A 17,200-nucleotide genomic window follows, 5' to 3' on the forward strand; every position below is an offset into this window, starting at 1 on the left:
GCATACCTTTCTGCAATATAGTTCATCTGGGGCTCTGCATAGATGGTCAGCTCAATATCCGGCTTATATTTATCGCTGACAAGATGATATCCCAATGAGACATATCCGCCGAAAAATTCACTATATGCAATGCTTAAAGCATTGCCGTTCTTGTTGGCATAATATGCCATGGTCTTAGCACATTCATAAAGAAGTTCATGAATATCAGGATTATTTTTATCAGATAACAGTGTTGGTGTAGTCACAATTGCATTTCGAAGATATATTTTTCTATTTTCAATTTTGGCAATGCAATAGAAGTCCTCGGCATTATCCCTGATGTATGCTTCAAATTCCTCATCGCTCCAAACTTCTTCCGGAGGCGTATAAACCGTCCTCAGACCGGGTTCCAGCATCTTGTGAATAACCGCCGCTGCGGACGCCCGCGTCAGGTTGCCGTTGGGATTAAACTTTCCATCCGTTCCGCCCACTAGAATGCCAAGTTGATAGGCCTTGCAAACATAATCCCTAAGGTTTACCGGGATGCTGTCGTAATCCGCTATCCTCGACCTTATCTCGTTTTCATTGTAGGAAATATCTTTCTCTCCGGTTATCATGGGTAGAGAACGTATGATAATCCTGGCCATCTCGGCCCTTGTGATGGGTCGTCTGTAATCGGTAAACTCTCCCGGCTGCACAAAACCCAATTCCAACCCAATGGACACATAGACGTCCCCCCAGTATTTATCTGAAGGAACGACCACACCCTTGCCGGCAGCCGCTACGGCTATCTTGATAAACTGTTCCACCGTGAGGTTATCCAAGGGTCCGAATTTTCCCGCGTATCCCACCATCAGTTCCCGCGGGTGGTTGGCGACATACTGGACGTGCTCGTAATACCAGGCATCCTTGGGTACATCCTGGAAGCTCACCTCCGCGTGTGACCGGCTCATACCCGAAGGCATAGCAGCCAGAACCAAAACAACTGTCAGCAGGATCGCGAGAGACTTTTTCATAACCCAACCTCCTAACAATTGGTTGAGTTAATCTTATCATTAAGTGTAATTATTTATCAATATTAGTAAATTCAAAACGTGGCTGGATTTATGAAAGCTGTTTTCCAGGCACGTTTCAGGAAAGTGGTATTTATATCTCTGAGGTACGAGGATAAAGGTGAAATCGTCGAAGTGGCCGAGGAAATGATTGAGATTGCTTCGTCACTTCGTTCCTCGCAATGACATAAGCATTTATGCACATTAGCGGAAATCGTTCTATTCCATAATGTCCGTGCTCAGGATGCCGCTCCTCATGATGAGCCCTCTCAGCGTTTTATTGTACATGGCCGTGCACTTCAGCCGTTTCAGCATAATATTCCGTTTAAGATGATTCAAATTCTTGCGGTAACGGTACTGGAATCCCTCAATTCCCTGATTGAGACTGTCGGCCAGGGCAATGGCACTCCTTATGGCATAGCTGATGCCTTCGGCCGAGCTGGGGCTGATGAAGCCCGCCGCCTCACCCACAAGCGCCATATGATCATTGCCGGTGATAATTCCGGATGCTGATCTAGGCCGAAGAAGATAAGCTCCTTCCCGCCTGATCCGCTTGCCGAAGAGATAGCCGAAATCACGAAGCTCGTTTTTCAGTTTTTCAAACCTGCTCCTGGCTTCCCTGTCAGGATCCAGAGCTGAACCGATGATCATCCTGCCGTCCTTGGCAATAATCCAGGAATAAAAATCGGTAACAGTGCTGTCAAATATCGCACCATAGTAGGGTATGCTTTCGGAAGTCTCATACCATTCCTGGATGGCAATATACTTTATGATTCCCGGGTTTTCGGGAAATACCTGGCGCCGGACATTGGACCAGGCACCATCGGCAGCCACAATAACGCGTGCTCTTTCGGTGTAAATCCGGTTCTTATGGATGAAGGCAATTTCATAGCCCTCATTCATCTCAGACAGGGCAGTAAACCTGCATTTCATACCCATATCCACATGGGGAGGAATGAGTGAGACCATCCATTCATCAAACCGCTTGCGGTCCATGTTCAGATAAAAGCGCTGGTAATACCGTTCAAGATGGTTATCAAAATCAATGGTCCTTACCAGGAAAAGCTGGCGATCCACAAGCACGCCTGCGGGCACCGCCAGACCCATCCTGCCCAGCACTTCCTGGGCATCGGGCGCAAGAAGACCACCGCAGCACTTGGTCCTTTCTCCTTCCTCAGGTTCCATCAGGTCCCTTTTATCCAAAAGCAGTACCTTATATCGCTTATCAAGCAGCCTGGCAAGGGTAGCCCCTGCAGGACCCGCTCCGATAATGGCTATATCATAGGGCATGTGTCATACCTCCGTATCCGTTTTCCGGCATACATTGTGTATTATAGCAGGTCGCCGGAAAATTTTGAAGCACGGAGCTGTCAAACAGGTTACGGAAGCAAATGGGACATGCCATATTCTTCGAAGGTTTCCTTATACCCTGCTGCAAGCTCTTCCGCCCGCCTGAGGTAATCCGCAACAGCAGCATCCTTACTTTTTTCTCCCTTGATGTATGCTTGCGTTTCCTCAAACCACGCAAGGAAAAATCCGCTTTGCGGGCTTGAATACGAATGGTTCACCCGGGATGGTGTCCTTTGGGATCCATAAACCACCGGATTGATGTTCTGACCTCCCAGAAATGCAATGTCGGTGCTGGTGTTATGAAGAACGGTACCAGATACCACCGGCTTTTTCCCGCCGGCCAATTCGTATAGATGATATCCAACCGCATCCTGACGATAGAGGGTATCGGTGGCCCTGAGATACTGGAGTCCTGTTTCAGAGCAATCCAGCGTGATCCATTCAATCAACGGCCCAAGCGCTTCCTTATGGGGCGAGTTCCTGTTGACCATGACCCCGGCGCTTACATTGCCATCAGCGGTTTTAAAGGGGGGCAGACATATGGCCCAGTCGCCTGCCGTATCCCTGAGGTAATAGTCAAGCGCCGTGTTATTGATGAAATCCAGCATGATGAAGAATCCAAAAGCCGGCTTGTCACCTTTGCCGTTCAGGGCCATGCTCCATTCCTCGCCATAAGGGAGGATATCCCCGATAAAGCCCTGATCATAAAACGCCTTTGAAATCTTCATGAAGTCTTCCCAGTCCGGATTGATCCATGTCACTGCATCTGAATCGCTGCTGAAAGCCTGAATGCTGGTATCAATCATAAGGGACAGATCATGGCACCCCGGAACGATATAATAACCATGCTTTTTCAGCGTCTGGGCCGCTTGCAGGAACTTATCCCAGCTTTCGGTACCCCCGCCGATGATCTCGGAAATCCTTTCCGGATCATCTGTACCCCAAACCTCCCTGGCTATGGACCGCCGGTACATGAAGACATGCACATAGGGTTTGTAGGGCAATGCGATAAGCTCGCCGTCCGGATTGGTTCCGGCATCAATTACATACTGGGGTATGTCCGCCTTTTTCAGCGCAGCCTCCACATCTATGCCCAGTTCCTTATAGGTGCAGGCATAACGGGACATCTCACCCTTGGTAAAATGGGACGCATAGGCAACGGGGACACAATAGATGTCTGCCACAGCCTCGGCGTCGCCTGGCAGGTTCTGGTTGATCAGGCTCAGCGTATGGTAATAATCAACCAGCGGGGTGTAAAACAGGCGCACTTCATAATCAAACCCGGGATTACGCCGTATATACTCATTAATAATGAGTTCCAGTTCATCATCGTAGGAGTAGACATTGAGCACCTTTTTTGCGCCTGTGGGCTCAGGCGTCTGCCCGGTTCCGGTATTGTCCGGCTCCCCATTGCCGGTATCCAAAGGCGTGGATGATGGAGGGACGGTACTTCCTGCCGCGGTTTCTCCCTGACGCGTTGTGCCGGCGTTTGCTCCAAAAAACAGAGCGGCTATAACAGCCGCAGCAACCAGCACACACACAACAGCAACTGTGATCCTTTTTCCCATAGCCAGTTTCATATACTTTTGTCCCCCTTGCCAGGTTCGTCGATTTATCTCTGCAAAATCTTCAGGTTACCGGACGGAACTTTCAATCCACCTTTCCCTGACGCGGCTCAGGAAATCCGCAATGGCGGTTTCCTTGTCCTTCTCGCCTTTGACATAAGCCCGGGTTTCATCCATGAATATCGAGGAAATATAATCATGGTTTACATAATTCCCGGGATCCGATGCATCATGCAGGGCATCAAGCCTGTCCATGGCCTCGCAGATAATGGGATTGAGATCCTGCCCGCCGAGAAAATCCGATATGTTTTCATTTGCTTTAAGAACAGCTTTTGAGATTACGTTAACTTTACCACTCTCGAAAAAGGTCCCGTTTGCCAGTCGATACTGAAGCCCGTTTGGCGAACTGTCCAGCGTCATCCATTCGATGAGGGGCTTGATTAAGTCTTTATTGGGCGCATGCTTGCTGACCATGATTCCTGTAAAGAATTTCGCCTGGGTTTGGAAAGGCGGCAGGCAAATGGCCCAGTCACCGTAAGTCTCATTATTTTCATCCAAGAAATCGGACAGACTCACGGGTGCCACAATACCAAAGAACTTGTCCCCTTTTCCTTTCATGTCCTGGAACCACGCTTCGCTCCATCTTTCGGTATCTTTGATGCAGCCTTCATCATACAGGCTCTTTGCGACATCCATAAACGCTTCCCATTTGGGATTGATTCGGGGATTAACATCCAGCAGTTCCGAAACAGGGCAGCTCCAGTCAACCAGGAATGACAGATCATCGCATCCGGGAGCGATATAATAGCCGTGCTCTTTCAAAGTTTTGGCTGCCTCCAGGAACTTATCCCAGCTTTCAGTGCCCCCACCGATGATCTCGGCGATCTTATCCGGATCATCGGTTCCAAAAACTTCTTTTGCCACCGACCGCCGATACATAAAAACGTTGACCTCGGAATCAACAGGAAGGGCTACCAGTTTCCCATCCCGGTTGGTCCCGGCATTGATGATGTGCTGAGGAATGTCCATTTTTTCAAGCAGCGCATCCACATCTATCCCCAGTTCTTCATAGGTGCATACATACTGGGATAATTCCCCATGAGTGAACAGAGGCGCATACGCGACAGGAACACAGAACAGATCCATGGGTTCCGTGTTGTTTATCAGATTATCCTTTACTAATCTGAACACGTCGTCAGCATAGAGAGTCGTTTGATCTGTCGTGGCCAGCACCCGGTAATCGAAATCCCAATGCTCCTCTCCATATCGTTCAACGAACGTATCCAGCATCCGATCGGTCGTATAGACATAGATACGGGTGATTTTGCCGGGCGAGTACTGGACTTCCTCTGTTTCTGAAGGGGCCGCCGTTCCGCTTGTTTCAGCCGGTGATGGCGTATCGGATGCAGGAATATTTCCATCGTCCGATACTGCCTGCCGCGGATTCTGTGCATTGCTTCCGCCCAGCAGCAGGGCTGCGGCGAGAACCGAAACTGCCAGCACACACAGAACAGCGATAAGGATGTTTTTTTTCAGAGCCGGTTTCATCATGGATACACACCTCTCATTTGACGCTTTTGCTAATACATCTCACGAGAAATCCATGAAAGCCTGTCAGGCTAATGCCCAGTATCATAAGCAAAGCTCCATCATGGTCATCCTGTTGTCATCCCATCGATGCAGTTTGAGGCGGATGCTGCCCATCCGGAGCAAACGCGTCCCGAACTGCCGCGTTCATGCCAAATTCGCCATAAATTAAGAATGTATAGTATCATTGGTAAATATTATATACCAAAATTTATATGCCGTCATCATGATGTTTATATCCGGAGACTGAATGTGTGCCTGTAGGGCATTTATTGGAACGGCCGGCATCGTGAAGACATGAAAAAATCCCACATGCATCCATGTGGGATTTTCTGGTGGGAGGAGGTGGATTCGAACCACCGAAGTCGTCAGACAACAGATTTACAGTCTGCCCCCTTTGGCCACTCGGGAATCCTCCCTTATTCTGTTTTTGCGGGTTTCAAAAGCCGCATAAACAATATTACACGAGGGGCATGGTTTTGTCAACACTTTTCTTCATGAATTCGACTGCATTTATCTGTCAGAGCCACGCAGCCCGCTTTGCGCCTGGCAGACGCTCACTTTCACCTGAAGCAAGACCATCCATGGGTCAACCCAAGGATCACCCGCTCCACAATGCTCAGTCTGCCGTCACAGCATTATTGTGTTTCAAGGCTGTCTGCAAGTCCCTTCAGCGCATCGCTTGCCAGGTATGCCTTGTGATTTTCCAGGCTTTTCGCTGTTCTTACCGTCATATGAGGTATGGCATATTCTTTGTCATCAGCTTTGATAAGAATCATAAAGTCATAACCGTAGTTGATGTCGATAATCCTGTAATCGGTTATCTGCTCTACCCCGAACGTTACCCGCACGAGTTCCTGGTGTCCCTCCCGGTCCAACAGGAAAGCAATCTGGTCGTTGTCGGCGGGAACCGCAGCGTACATGGATGACAGCCATGTTCTGCCCGCATGGGTGTAAACAATGTCAAAGGGTGCAGCGGAAGGGTCATCATAAGATACTGCCGACTCAACGACAGGAAGGAGAAGGCTGTATGCCTGGTTCTCATCCCGGAGCGGCATCATATGGTATTCCTGTTCACCCAGCAATTCACCGAAACCCGAGGCCTGGCGAAGGTTCTCCCCGCTGATGCCGCCCGCCTTCAGGGTGGATATGGCCAGTACCGCGTTTGCATCACAGGTATAACGGCTTCCCCACGCCTGATTATAGGCATCCAGAATGGCTTTCGCCGCATCCGGCGGCAAATCCCGTCTGCCCGCCGCAGGCGTGAGAGAATGGCTGTAATCAATGGACCCATAAACCGGACTGATTGCTTCACTGAACATGATCGTAAGGCCCTGCACGTCGCCCTTTTTCAACGCAGTTACATTTGGCACCTCTTCCATTGCATTCTCCGACTCATGGCTATTATCCGCCCTTGCCTGGGGAGCCTGCGCACCATCAGAAGCACCGGCGGCGGCCATACCGGCAACTTCGGGAGCCTGCGAAGGAGCCATGTCCTGCGCCGATTTTGAATTCATCATGGGCTGATTAAGCAGGATGACCAGGCCCAGCAGGCAAGCCGCAACCGGGGTACCAACCAGGGCAAACCGATTCCATGAAAAGCCGGTCTTCCGCTTTTTACTGCCATCTTCCAATTCGGCCCGGCACCTGTCCAGGGTGGTCTTTATCAGTTCATCGGAGGCCTTGAGCTGTTCGAGCCCAGCCTTGTATGTTTTCCGCACAAAATCATCGTCCAGGAGCATGCCGTGCCTGTCCTTGTTCCTATTTTCAGCCATTCGCCTCACCTCCCAGCATGCCTGCAAGCAGATTCCGGGCTTTGAAAAGCCTGCTTTTCACCGTACCGCCGGGTATCTTCAGAATTCGGGAAATCTCCTTGATATCCAGTTCCTGATAATAATATAAATGGATCATTTCGCGATATTTATCCGGGAGCTTCATGATGGAACGAAGCAATTCCTCTTTTTCATCCTTTTTCTCAACGATCTCCTGTGTATCGCTTTCAGAAATCTGGGCGCTGAAATCATCGGTTACAGTGACCCGCTTTTTCCATGCGCTTCTCAGAAAGTCCCTGCAAACATTGATCACAATACCCGTTATCCACGTTTTTTCGCTGCACTCTTTCCGATAACTGTCATAATACCTGCATAATCTCAAAAAGGTTTCCTGGTATGCATCCTCGGCCAGTTCTTTTGATTTGAGCATCACGTATGCCGTTCTCATCACGTCATCCCCGTACTGCTCAACCAGCCTGGTTATTTCATTCATTTTTTCAGAAGGAGCCACCTACCCACCCTCCTTCATTTTATTTGACGCAAGAGATACGATTTGGTTCACACCAGCGGTGTATCCAGAGATTGGCGCCAATATTGACATGAGCCGATAAAAATCTTCACGCATGGGATGCAGCCACAATCGGATCTTATCAAACGCGGCAGGAAAAAGGAAGCCTTTTCAAAGAAACAGGGAAATCAACACGTAACGTTCTGGTCCCGCGCCATCCCGGGGATCAGGTATAAATATTTGAAAGTGAAAAATACTTCTGGTAAAATGAGTATGCTTTCAGCCAGCCTGAATACAGGCTGTTTTTGCAAATAAGCAATTTGTGAGCAGGAAAAAGCGAGGTATCAACAATGGCAAGAGAAGTCAGAACACGCTATGCGCCAAGCCCGACAGGATACATGCATATCGGCAACCTGCGGACTGCCCTTTACGAATACCTGATCGCGCGTTCCATGAACGGCAAATTCATTTTGAGGATAGAGGATACCGACCAGGAAAGACTGGTAGAGGGTGCGGTGGATGTCATCTACAACACACTGAAACTCTGCGGCTTAAAACACGATGAGGGACCGGATATAGGCGGTCCGTGCGGGCCATACATCCAGAGCCAGAGAAGACATATCTACCTTCCCTATGCCAGGGAACTGGTAGAGAAGGGGCATGCCTACTACTGCTTCTGTTCCAAGGAAAGGCTTGAGCAGCTCCGCAGTGAGGCGGAGGCCAAAGGCGAAACCTTCATGTACGACCGGCATTGCCTGAAGCTGTCGAAGGAAGAGGTGGAGGAGAAACTCGCCAAGGGCGAGCCCTGGGTCATCCGCCAGAAAATGCCCCGCGAAGGCTCCACCACCTTCGATGACATGGTTTTCGGTACCATTACCATTGAAAACAATATGCTGGAAGATCAGATCCTGATCAAGTCCGACGGTCTTCCCACCTATAATTTCGCCAATGTCATCGACGACCATCTCATGGGAATCACCCATGTGGTCCGGGGCAGCGAGTACCTCACCTCTACGCCGAAGTACAACCTGCTTTACGATGCCTTTGACTGGGAAAAGCCTGTTTACGTCCATCTGCCGCTGATCGTAAAACCCGACGGCAGCAAGCTTTCCAAACGCAAGGGTGACGCATCCTTTGAGGACCTGGTGGAAATGGGTTTCCTGGTGGAAGCCATCATCAATTACATCGCCCTTTTGGGATGGTCGCCGGACAGCAACCAGGAGATCTTCTCCCTGGCCGAGCTCGAAAAAGCTTTTGATATCCGGCGCATCAGCAAGTCCCCGTCCTGTTTCGATATGGAAAAGCTGCGCTGGTTCAACGCGGAATACATCCGGGCGATGCCTGCCGAAAAGTTCCACAGCCTGGCCCTGCCCTATCTGGAGAAGGCCATCACCAACAAGGCCATCGATCTGGCCAAGGTAAGCAAACTCCTTCAGAACAGGGTTGAAGTCCTGACCGAAATCCCGTCCAAGGTGGGCTTCTTCAACAGCCTGGAAGATTACGACCTGAACATATATACCCACAAGAAGATGAAGACCACCCTGGAGAACTCTCTTGAAAACCTGAAGGCCGCACTGCCTGTCCTTGAAAAGCTGGAGCCATGGACCGAGGAATCGATTCACAGTTCCCTGCTTTCCCTGGTGGAATCCATGGGCATCAAGAACGGACAGATGCTGTGGCCCATCAGAACGGCCCTGTCCGGATGGGAGGTCACGCCCGGCGGCGCTATTGAAATCGCGGACATCCTGGGTAAGGAGGAAACCGTAAGACGCATCCAAATAGGCATTGAACGCCTGGAAAAGGCGCTGGCATAACAGAAGCGGGCTGTTTTCCGTATGAAAACAGCCCGTTTTCTTTCGATTCACTTCTTTGCCCTGCCGTGGTTCCGGAAGGTGTATTATACCTGCTGATGATATTTTCCCTGCCAGCTGTCCCGCCAAACCAGTTCCCTGTCTATATCCTGGAGGACACCAATCTTGTCCAGGCTCCAGAGGGGACCGAGCAGGATATCCCTGGGCCCATCGCCGGTGAGCCTGTGTATGACGATATCCGGGGACAAGACTTCCAGGCAGTCGACCACGGTCTTAACATACGCTTCCCGCTCCATCAGGGGGAATTCCCCTCTCTGGTACATATCGGCCAGGGCCGTTCCTTCAAGAACATGCAACAGCTGCAGTTTGATGCCCTGCACACCACTGCGGGACACATACCGGGCCGTCTCTATCATATCCTGCGGGGTTTCACCGGGCAGCCCCAGGATGGTGTGGCATATAACCTCAATGCCCCGATTTTTCAAATTCCATACCGCCTGATCAAAACATGGCAGGTCAAAGCGCCTGCCGATAAGCTCAGCTGTCCGATCATGGATGGTCTGAAGGCCCAGTTCAACCCATAATGGCTTTTTCCGGTTGACCTCATCCAACACATCCAAAATCTCCGGGCCAAGACAATCCGGCCTAGTGGCAATGGACAGGGCCACCACCCTGTCGTCCTGAATCGCCTTTTCATAGAGCTTCCTGAGATAACCTGGATCACCGTGGGTATTGGTGAAGGCCTGGAAATAAACGATGAACTGGCGGATGCCGTACCGGTTTTCATGGTAGGCCATACCCCGGGCAATCTGCTCCTCTATGGGCATTTCCCTGGAGCCTCCTGTATCTCCGGAACCCTTGCCGCTGCAGAATATGCAGCCGCCATAGCCCAGGGTGCCGTCACGGTTGGGACACGTGAACCCGGCATCTATGGCAATCTTTTTGATTTTCCCGGGAAAACGTTTTCTGAGATAGTATTTCAGGGAAAAATACCTCTTGTCTCCCCAAAGCATTGCTTCTCTGCCTTTCTTCCCATTGGAGCACAGCCAGGATGCCTTTCTGGGCACACTTGCTCCGTCATGCTGCAAAGACTGTTCCCGACGGATTAATCATAACACGCATCATGAAAAATACAAGCCGTCAGCCCTGACGCACATCGCAAATTCATCATAGCAGGCAGCTCAAACTCATGAAAGGACAGGTTCCGGCAATAATGGCACAGTACCACTGAGTACGGGGCGGGAAGAATGCTCCAAAGGAGAGCGAAAACCGGGAACGGCGCTTCCTGAGCGCTGTCCATTCCTGAAAATCCGATTGATATTATGTGAATTAAACGTTAATATATATATTGTTTGATTAGTCTTACTTTTTAGGAGGGTAGTGAACATGAACATGATGCTGTTAGCCCCGATCGGCTCTGTTCTCGCATTGTGCTTTGCCGGATACCTGGCATACAGCGTAACGAGAAAGAGCGAGGGCACCGATCAAATGAAAAAGATTGCGGACGCAATCCGTCAAGGTGCCAATGCGTACCTCAAAAGGCAGTATTCAGGCGTGGCCATATTCTTCATCGTCATGATGGTTATTCTGGCAGCGCTTGCAATAGCCGGATTCTTAACACCCTTCGTACCTTTCGCTTTCCTCACCGGTGGTTTCTTCTCCGGCCTCTCCGGTTTCCTCGGTATGAAGATCGCCACGGCGGCAAACGCCAGAACGGCCAATGCGGCAAGGGAAAGCCTCAACAGCGGTCTCCGCGTGGCTTTCAACAGCGGAGCCGTTATGGGTCTGGTAGTTGTTGGTCTTGGTCTTCTGGACCTGAGCATCTGGTACTTCTTCCTTGATTGGTTCTACCGTGATCTCGATCCTGCTCAAAGGATTCAAAATATAACCAGCGCAATGCTGACCTTCGGTATGGGCGCCAGCTCCATGGCTCTTTTCGCCCGTGTGGGCGGCGGTATCTTCACCAAGGCTGCCGACGTGGGCGCAGACCTGGTTGGCAAGGTGGAAGCCGGCATCCCTGAGGATGACCCCAGAAATCCTGCCGTTATCGCTGATAACGTTGGTGACAACGTGGGTGACGTGGCCGGTATGGGCGCTGACCTTTACGAATCCTATGTTGGTTCCATCGTTTCCACCTGCGCCCTGGCGGTTGCTGCCGGTCTCGGTGTAAATGGTGTTACCATCCCCATGGTGATGGCAGCTATCGGCGTTATTGCGTCCATCATCGGAACATTCTTCGTGCGTTCGGGCGAAAAAGCCGAACAGAAGACTTTGCTGAGAGCGCTGAGAACCGGCGTGTATATCAGTTCTGTGCTGATATTCGTGGCCGCCTACTTCCTTGTGCGCAACATTTTGCCCAATAACATGGGCGTTTTCTGGGCAATCGTCAGCGGTCTGGTTGCCGGTAACCTCATCGGTTTTGTCACAGAATACTTCACCTCAGACACCTACAACCCTACCAGAAAGCTTGCTAAAACCTCCCTGACCGGTCCGGCCACCATCATCATCGGCGGACTGTCCCTGGGTATGCTGTCCACCGCCATTCCGGTAATCATTGTGGGCGCAGCCGTAGCGGCAAGCTTCTTCCTGGCCGGCGGCGCCAGCAACTTTAACCTGGGCCTGTACGGCGTAGGTATCTCGGCCGTGGGTATGCTCAGCACCCTGGGTATCACGCTGGCCACCGACGCTTATGGTCCCGTGGCCGACAACGCAGGCGGTATTGCCGAAATGTCCCACCTGCCTCCCGAGGTCAGGCAGCGCACGGACGCGCTGGATTCCCTTGGCAACACCACTGCGGCTACCGGTAAGGGATTTGCCATTGGTTCTGCTGCCCTGACGGCACTGGCCCTCATTGCGGCTTATACAGACGAAGTGAAGCTCATTAATCCCAATTTCGTTTTCAACCTCGATCTGGTCAATCCGCCCGTGCTGATCGGTCTGTTTGTGGGCGGCATGTTGCCGTTCCTCTTCGCATCCCTCACCATGGAAGCTGTGGGCAGGGCTGCTCAACAGATCGTTGTGGAAGTCAGAAGGCAGTTCAAGGAAATCGTTGGCCTCATGGAAGGCAATGCGCAGCCCGACTATGCCAGCTGCGTCGATATCTGCACCAGGGCTGCCCAGAAGGAAATGCTCACACCCGCATTAGTTGCCATCATCGCCCCCATCCTTGTGGGTCTTCTGCTGGGTGTTAACGGCGTTGCGGGCATGCTGGCCGGCGCGACCGTATCCGGGTTCATTCTCGCCATCATGATGGCCAACTCCGGCGGTTCATGGGACAATGCCAAGAAGTACATTGAAGCCGGAAACTTCGGCGGCAAAGGCTCCGATCCGCACAAGGCCGCTGTTGTAGGCGATACGGTGGGCGATCCCTTCAAGGATACATCCGGTCCTTCCATCAACATCCTGATCAAGCTGCTCTCCATGGTATCCATCGTATTCGCATCCTTCATCATGAGCAACACCCTCATGAAGTAATGCCGATTGCAATTATGAGGCCGGTCGTTTTTAACGGCCGGCCTTTTTGCTTGTTGGAGGCATAAGGTGAGTTTACCACGTTACGCTCGCAATGGCACCGGGATGTATCCTCTCAGAGGGAGCCCGTAAAGGGCAAGGTTACATTGCCATAAGACGCCAAAACAGCCTGTGAGAATGGGATGAGGGCAGCCGTGCAACAAAGCGGCCGGTTTTTATGGGCTCCCGGAGATTGCCACGCACCGCTAGCGTGGTGCTCGCAATGACATCACAGGTACTGTTTTGCGGGTTTTGTAAGATTGCAGCGCTACACTCAGTTCCGCTCGCAATGACAGTCCGGACCTAAGAGATTGGAAGTTAGATACTGGAGATTGCCGCACTGGGCCCGCAATAACACCTGAAGGCATAAAAAAGGCCCCCTTCGAAGGCCTTTCATACTGCTCAGTTGATCTGTCTTGCATGAACCACCAGCCGGTGAGTGGCTATCATCACCGGATGGCAGGTGAACAGGGTCAGGATCTTTTCCGAATCGCTCTGTTTAAGGATGGACAGATCATCGGGCTCTATGATGTGCTTCTTGTACACTTCGTACTCCAGGGTTTTATTCTTGGTCTGCACCACGATCCTGTCACCAGGTTCCAGTTCATCCAGACGGTTGAAGTATTTGCCAAAGGTATAGCTCCGGTGCCCGGCCAGCACCACATTCCCGATCTCGTCAAAGTTCCCTGTTTCGGGCATCCTTCCCGCAGCCACACGGAGGGTCTCCTCATCCACACCGTCCATCACAATCATCTTCAGCTTTATCTTGTCGATGATCAAAACAGCTGTCATCCTTTGCTTTATCTCTTCAGCCGACATGAGCGGCTTCTTGGTTGATGCCGGCGACGGACTTCCGCCAGCAGACGGTTCTTCTGCTCCATCCCCATCCGATGGGGCAGGTTCCGGGCTGACAGCTGTTGCGGACAGCACCGTACTGTCAGACGCCGGTGTCTCATCGAGGCTCGGTACCACAATCTCCTCAACGGAAGCCTGCTGGGCTTCCTTCAGGAACTGTTCAATGATATCTTCACTCCGCCTGGCATTAATGTGGGTGATGACAAGAGGAACACATATCAACAGCAAACCGATAGCGCAGAGCAGGACGGCTATCCATTTGCGCGTGTTTCGATGTTTTTTTCCGGTCTTTCGGCCATCCGTTCCGGCCTCACACGAATCACTGTTGCTGTCGGTCCTGGAGGTCGCCTGAGCTGCTTTTTCCCGGTTCGTTTCCATCGGCTCCGTCTTCTTCGGATTCATAATGGTTACCTCCTCTGGTAATACCTTTCATAAAAAAGAATAAAGCAACCATGGTACCGTATGCAACAGCCGATTCAGCCAGGTATATCCTGAAAACAAAAAGATTGACAAGAAGCAGTACGAAAAAGAGCAGCATCAGCCATGCCAGGATTCTTCTTAAAACATTGAAACCTTTCGCTTTCAAGAAATCTCATCCTTCCTGCTTCTTTCTGCGTTTCTCCAGCCATTCCCTGAGCTTCAGCTCATAACCGTTGGCCGTGGGATGGTAGTATTGGGTACCCTTCATCTCAGGCGGCAGATATTCCATGTCATAAACGATATTGCCCGGGTAATCGTGCGCGTATTTATAGCCGACACCGTATCCCAGGTGCTCCATGCCTTTGACCGGCGCATTGCGAAGATGCATGGGAACCTCCCCGGTATATTTCTTTTCCACATCTTCAAGCGCCTTTTCAATGGCCATATAGGAAGCATTGGACTTGGGACTGGTGGCAACCATCACCGCCGCCTCGGCCAGGATAATCCTGGCCTCCGGCATCCCGATCATGCGGACGGCCTCAGCAGCAGCCACCGCCACGGTCAACGCGTTGGGGTTGGCCATGCCCACATCTTCAGCGGCACAGATCATGATCCTTCTGGCCAGGAATTCCGGATCCTCCCCGGCATAGAGGGCCCGCGCCAGGTAAAAAACAGCTGCGTCCGGATCGCTGCCCCTCATGGATTTGATGAAGGCACTGATATTATCATAATGCTGTTCCGCCGATTTATCGAAACGGACCGGTTTCTTCTGCACGCAGTCCACAATGATGTCCAGCGTTATATGGTATTGCCTGTCCTCGTTCATGGGAGTGGTCATCACAGCCAGTTCCAGTGCGTTCAACGCCACCCTGGCATCACCGCCGGCCATTTCGATGAGAAACTCCCTGGCATCTGCATCGAGGCGCACCGGCAATTCTCCCAGGCCTCTTTCCCTGTCGGAAAGCGCCATATCAATGATCCTGGAAATATGCTCCTTTTTCAGTGGTTCAAGCATGAAGACCGTGGAGCGTGAGATAAGGGCCTTGTTGACCTCAAAGAAAGGATTCTCCGTGGTGGCCCCGATCAGCACCACCGTACCGTCTTCCACGTAGGGAAGCAGGGCATCCTGCTGCGCCTTGTTGAACCGATGGATCTCATCGATGAACAGAACCGATTTTCCGCCCGGATTCAAAAAGGTATTCTGGGTATCCTCCACAACCTGCTTGATATCCTTCACGCCGGCAGTCACGGCATTGAGCCTGTAAAAAGGCGCCTTGGTGGTATTGGCGATGATGCGGGCGATGGAGGTCTTGCCCGTACCCGGCGGGCCAAACAGGATGATGGAGGAAATCCTGTCGGCCTGGATCATGCGGTGCAGCATTTTGCCTTTGCCTAAGATATGCTCCTGTCCCACAAACTCATCCAGGGTTCTGGGTGCCATCCTGTACGCTAGAGGTTCCTTGTTCGCCATGGCTCTCTCCGTTGGTCTTTTTCCGTCTTCTTTTTTTGGGCAGAAGGCCGTAGGCTTCCAGGACCTTCTCCCTGTTCTGCTCTTCATAGCGGGCGTAAAGATCAGGCCGCCTGGCCTTCGTCCGTTCCAGCATCTGCAGGAAACGCCACTTTTCTATATTGGCATGGTGCCCTGTGAGCAGGATCTCCGGCACCTTTCTTCCCATGAACTCAGGCGGGCGGGTATACTGGGGATACTCCAGAAGGCCGTCGTAATGGGATTCCCTGGAGAAGGATTCCTCCGAAGACAAAACGCCGTCCACAAGCCGGGACACGCAATCCACAAGGACCATGGCAGGCAGTTCGCCGCCGGTCAGGACATAATCCCCAATGGAGATCTCGTCATCCACGATCTCTTCCAGGACCCGCTCATCCACACCCTCATAATGCCCGCATAAAATGATGAGATGCTTTTCTTCCTTCAGTTCCCGGGCAATACTCTGGTTGAACAGCCTGCCCTGTGGGCTCATATAAATGGTCCTGGGCCTGTACCCTACTTCATCCACCACGCTGCGCCAGGCATCATAGATGGGCTGTGGTGTCATCACCATGCCGGCTCCGCCGCCGTAGGGGTAATCATCGGTCTTCCTGTGCTTGTCCTTCGAGAAATCCCGGATATTGATGGTACGGATGTCCAGGATCCCTTTCTCCCTGGCCCGGCCAATGATGCTTTCATTTAAAAAACGATCGACACTCTCGGGAAAGAGTGTCAGTATGTCAAACCTCATCCAGCAAACCCTCCGGAAGTATCACCTGCATCCGCTTATTCTCCAGGTCAACCTGGGTCACTACCGACTTCAGCGCAGGAATCAGGATCTCCTTTTTTGTTTTTCTGTCGGTCACCACATACACGTCATTGCTGCCCGTCTCAAGGACATCGGTCAGTTCGCCCAGCAGCTGATCCCCCTCGTAAACCTGCATGCCGATGATATCACAGATAAAGTATTCATCCTCTTCAAGGGGCCTGGCATGTTCCCTGTCCACCAAAAGCTCACAGCCCTTGAGCGTTTCGGCGTCGGTCATATTGTCGATGCCCTGAAGCTTCACAAGGACAAACTGCTTGTGGTACCTGACCTTGGTCACACGATACTCCCGAAGCCTGCCGTCCACCCTGATCCACGTGTATAGCAGGTAGTCAAAGCGCGAGATATCCGACGTCATCGGGATGACGCGAAGTTCTCCCCTGACGCCGTGGGTATTCACGATCTTCCCTACTGCAAGGAAATCCTTTTCCTTCTCCATAGACGCCGCCTTTCTTTTTGTTGTCTTTCCAGGCTTCAAT

Annotated in this window: 13 protein-coding genes and 1 tRNA gene; 2 read left to right on the top strand and 12 right to left on the bottom strand. The window is 51.5% G+C overall.

Going from position 1 to position 17,200, the window contains the following annotated elements:
* The 7 genes from F3H12_RS07235 to F3H12_RS07265 form a co-directional block, all read right to left on the bottom strand.
* A partial coding sequence (locus tag F3H12_RS07235; RefSeq protein ID WP_149678673.1) for an S-layer homology domain-containing protein occupies positions 1-995 on the bottom strand: 995 nt, incomplete at its 3' end.
* Positions 996-1,250: 255 nt separating this feature from the next.
* On the bottom strand, positions 1,251-2,321 hold the full coding sequence (locus F3H12_RS07240) for an FAD-binding protein (protein WP_149678674.1): 1,071 nt from the start codon (positions 2,319-2,321) through the stop codon (positions 1,251-1,253).
* An 89-nt stretch (positions 2,322-2,410) separates the two neighbouring features.
* Positions 2,411-3,961, bottom strand: a complete 1,551-nt coding sequence (locus F3H12_RS07245; RefSeq protein ID WP_149678675.1) for a type 2 periplasmic-binding domain-containing protein — start codon at positions 3,959-3,961, stop codon at positions 2,411-2,413.
* A 54-nt stretch (positions 3,962-4,015) separates the two neighbouring features.
* Positions 4,016-5,497: an ABC transporter substrate-binding protein gene (locus tag F3H12_RS07250; RefSeq protein WP_149678676.1), complete on the bottom strand. Its 1,482-nt coding sequence runs from the start codon at positions 5,495-5,497 to the stop codon at positions 4,016-4,018.
* A gap of 369 nt (positions 5,498-5,866) precedes the next feature.
* Positions 5,867-5,952: transfer RNA gene (locus F3H12_RS07255), tRNA-Tyr, on the bottom strand.
* Positions 5,953-6,171: 219 nt separating this feature from the next.
* Entirely contained in the window at positions 6,172-7,308 is a 1,137-nt protein-coding gene (locus F3H12_RS07260) for a hypothetical protein (protein WP_149678677.1), read from the bottom strand.
* Entirely contained in the window at positions 7,301-7,816 is a 516-nt protein-coding gene (locus tag F3H12_RS07265; RefSeq protein WP_243133225.1) for a sigma-70 family RNA polymerase sigma factor, read from the bottom strand. Before F3H12_RS07265 ends, F3H12_RS07260 begins: the two co-directional genes overlap by 8 nt.
* Before the next feature lie 347 nt (positions 7,817-8,163).
* On the opposite strand from F3H12_RS07265, the gene gltX reads away from it, so the two are divergent.
* Positions 8,164-9,627 (top strand): glutamate--tRNA ligase, encoded by a 1,464-nt coding sequence (gene gltX, locus F3H12_RS07270; RefSeq protein ID WP_149678678.1) that lies wholly within the window; start codon positions 8,164-8,166, stop codon positions 9,625-9,627.
* A gap of 83 nt (positions 9,628-9,710) precedes the next feature.
* Here gltX and mnmL read toward each other — a convergent pair whose 3' ends face one another.
* Positions 9,711-10,691, bottom strand: a complete 981-nt coding sequence (gene mnmL / locus F3H12_RS07275) for a tRNA modification radical SAM protein MnmL/YtqA (RefSeq protein WP_340162577.1) — start codon at positions 10,689-10,691, stop codon at positions 9,711-9,713.
* A gap of 319 nt (positions 10,692-11,010) precedes the next feature.
* Between mnmL and F3H12_RS07280 the strand changes: the two genes are divergently transcribed.
* On the top strand, positions 11,011-13,098 hold the full coding sequence (locus F3H12_RS07280; RefSeq protein WP_149678679.1) for a sodium-translocating pyrophosphatase: 2,088 nt from the start codon (positions 11,011-11,013) through the stop codon (positions 13,096-13,098).
* A 438-nt stretch (positions 13,099-13,536) separates the two neighbouring features.
* Here the strand turns inward: F3H12_RS07280 and F3H12_RS07285 are convergent, their stop codons facing one another.
* The 4 genes from F3H12_RS07285 to rimM all read right to left on the bottom strand — a co-directional run bounded on the left by F3H12_RS07285 (position 13,537) and on the right by rimM (position 17,160).
* Positions 13,537-14,391 (bottom strand): class D sortase, encoded by an 855-nt coding sequence (locus F3H12_RS07285; protein WP_149678680.1) that lies wholly within the window; start codon positions 14,389-14,391, stop codon positions 13,537-13,539.
* 190 nt (positions 14,392-14,581) lie between these two features.
* Positions 14,582-15,880: a replication-associated recombination protein A gene (locus F3H12_RS07290; protein WP_149678681.1), complete on the bottom strand. Its 1,299-nt coding sequence runs from the start codon at positions 15,878-15,880 to the stop codon at positions 14,582-14,584.
* Entirely contained in the window at positions 15,828-16,646 is an 819-nt protein-coding gene (gene trmD, locus F3H12_RS07295) for a tRNA (guanosine(37)-N1)-methyltransferase TrmD (protein WP_149678682.1), read from the bottom strand. The genes F3H12_RS07290 and trmD overlap by 53 nt, the downstream gene beginning before the upstream one ends.
* A complete protein-coding gene (rimM, locus tag F3H12_RS07300; protein WP_149678683.1) occupies positions 16,636-17,160 on the bottom strand; it encodes a ribosome maturation factor RimM in 525 nt (174 codons plus the stop codon). The genes trmD and rimM overlap by 11 nt, the downstream gene beginning before the upstream one ends.
* Positions 17,161-17,200 lie beyond the last annotated feature (40 nt).

The organism is Thermoclostridium caenicola (genome assembly GCF_900142095.1).
Lineage (GTDB): Bacteria > Bacillota > Clostridia > DSM-8532 > DSM-8532 > Thermoclostridium_A > Thermoclostridium_A caenicola.

Excerpts from the sequence above, each read along its gene's own strand:
- trmD (WP_149678682.1), bottom strand. The coding sequence starts at position 16,646 with ATGAGGTTTGACATACTGACACTCTTTCCCGAGAGTGTCGATCGTTTT.
- F3H12_RS07240 (WP_149678674.1), bottom strand. The coding sequence starts at position 2,321 with ATGCCCTATGATATAGCCATTATCGGAGCGGGTCCTGCAGGGGCTACC.
- gltX (WP_149678678.1), top strand. The coding sequence starts at position 8,164 with ATGGCAAGAGAAGTCAGAACACGCTATGCGCCAAGCCCGACAGGATAC.
- F3H12_RS07290 (WP_149678681.1), bottom strand. The coding sequence starts at position 15,880 with ATGGCGAACAAGGAACCTCTAGCGTACAGGATGGCACCCAGAACCCTG.
- F3H12_RS07245 (WP_149678675.1), bottom strand. The coding sequence starts at position 3,961 with ATGAAACTGGCTATGGGAAAAAGGATCACAGTTGCTGTTGTGTGTGTG.
- F3H12_RS07280 (WP_149678679.1), top strand. The coding sequence starts at position 11,011 with ATGAACATGATGCTGTTAGCCCCGATCGGCTCTGTTCTCGCATTGTGC.
- F3H12_RS07260 (WP_149678677.1), bottom strand. The coding sequence starts at position 7,308 with ATGGCTGAAAATAGGAACAAGGACAGGCACGGCATGCTCCTGGACGAT.
- F3H12_RS07285 (WP_149678680.1), bottom strand. The coding sequence starts at position 14,391 with ATGAATCCGAAGAAGACGGAGCCGATGGAAACGAACCGGGAAAAAGCA.
- rimM (WP_149678683.1), bottom strand. The coding sequence starts at position 17,160 with ATGGAGAAGGAAAAGGATTTCCTTGCAGTAGGGAAGATCGTGAATACC.
- F3H12_RS07250 (WP_149678676.1), bottom strand. The coding sequence starts at position 5,497 with ATGATGAAACCGGCTCTGAAAAAAAACATCCTTATCGCTGTTCTGTGT.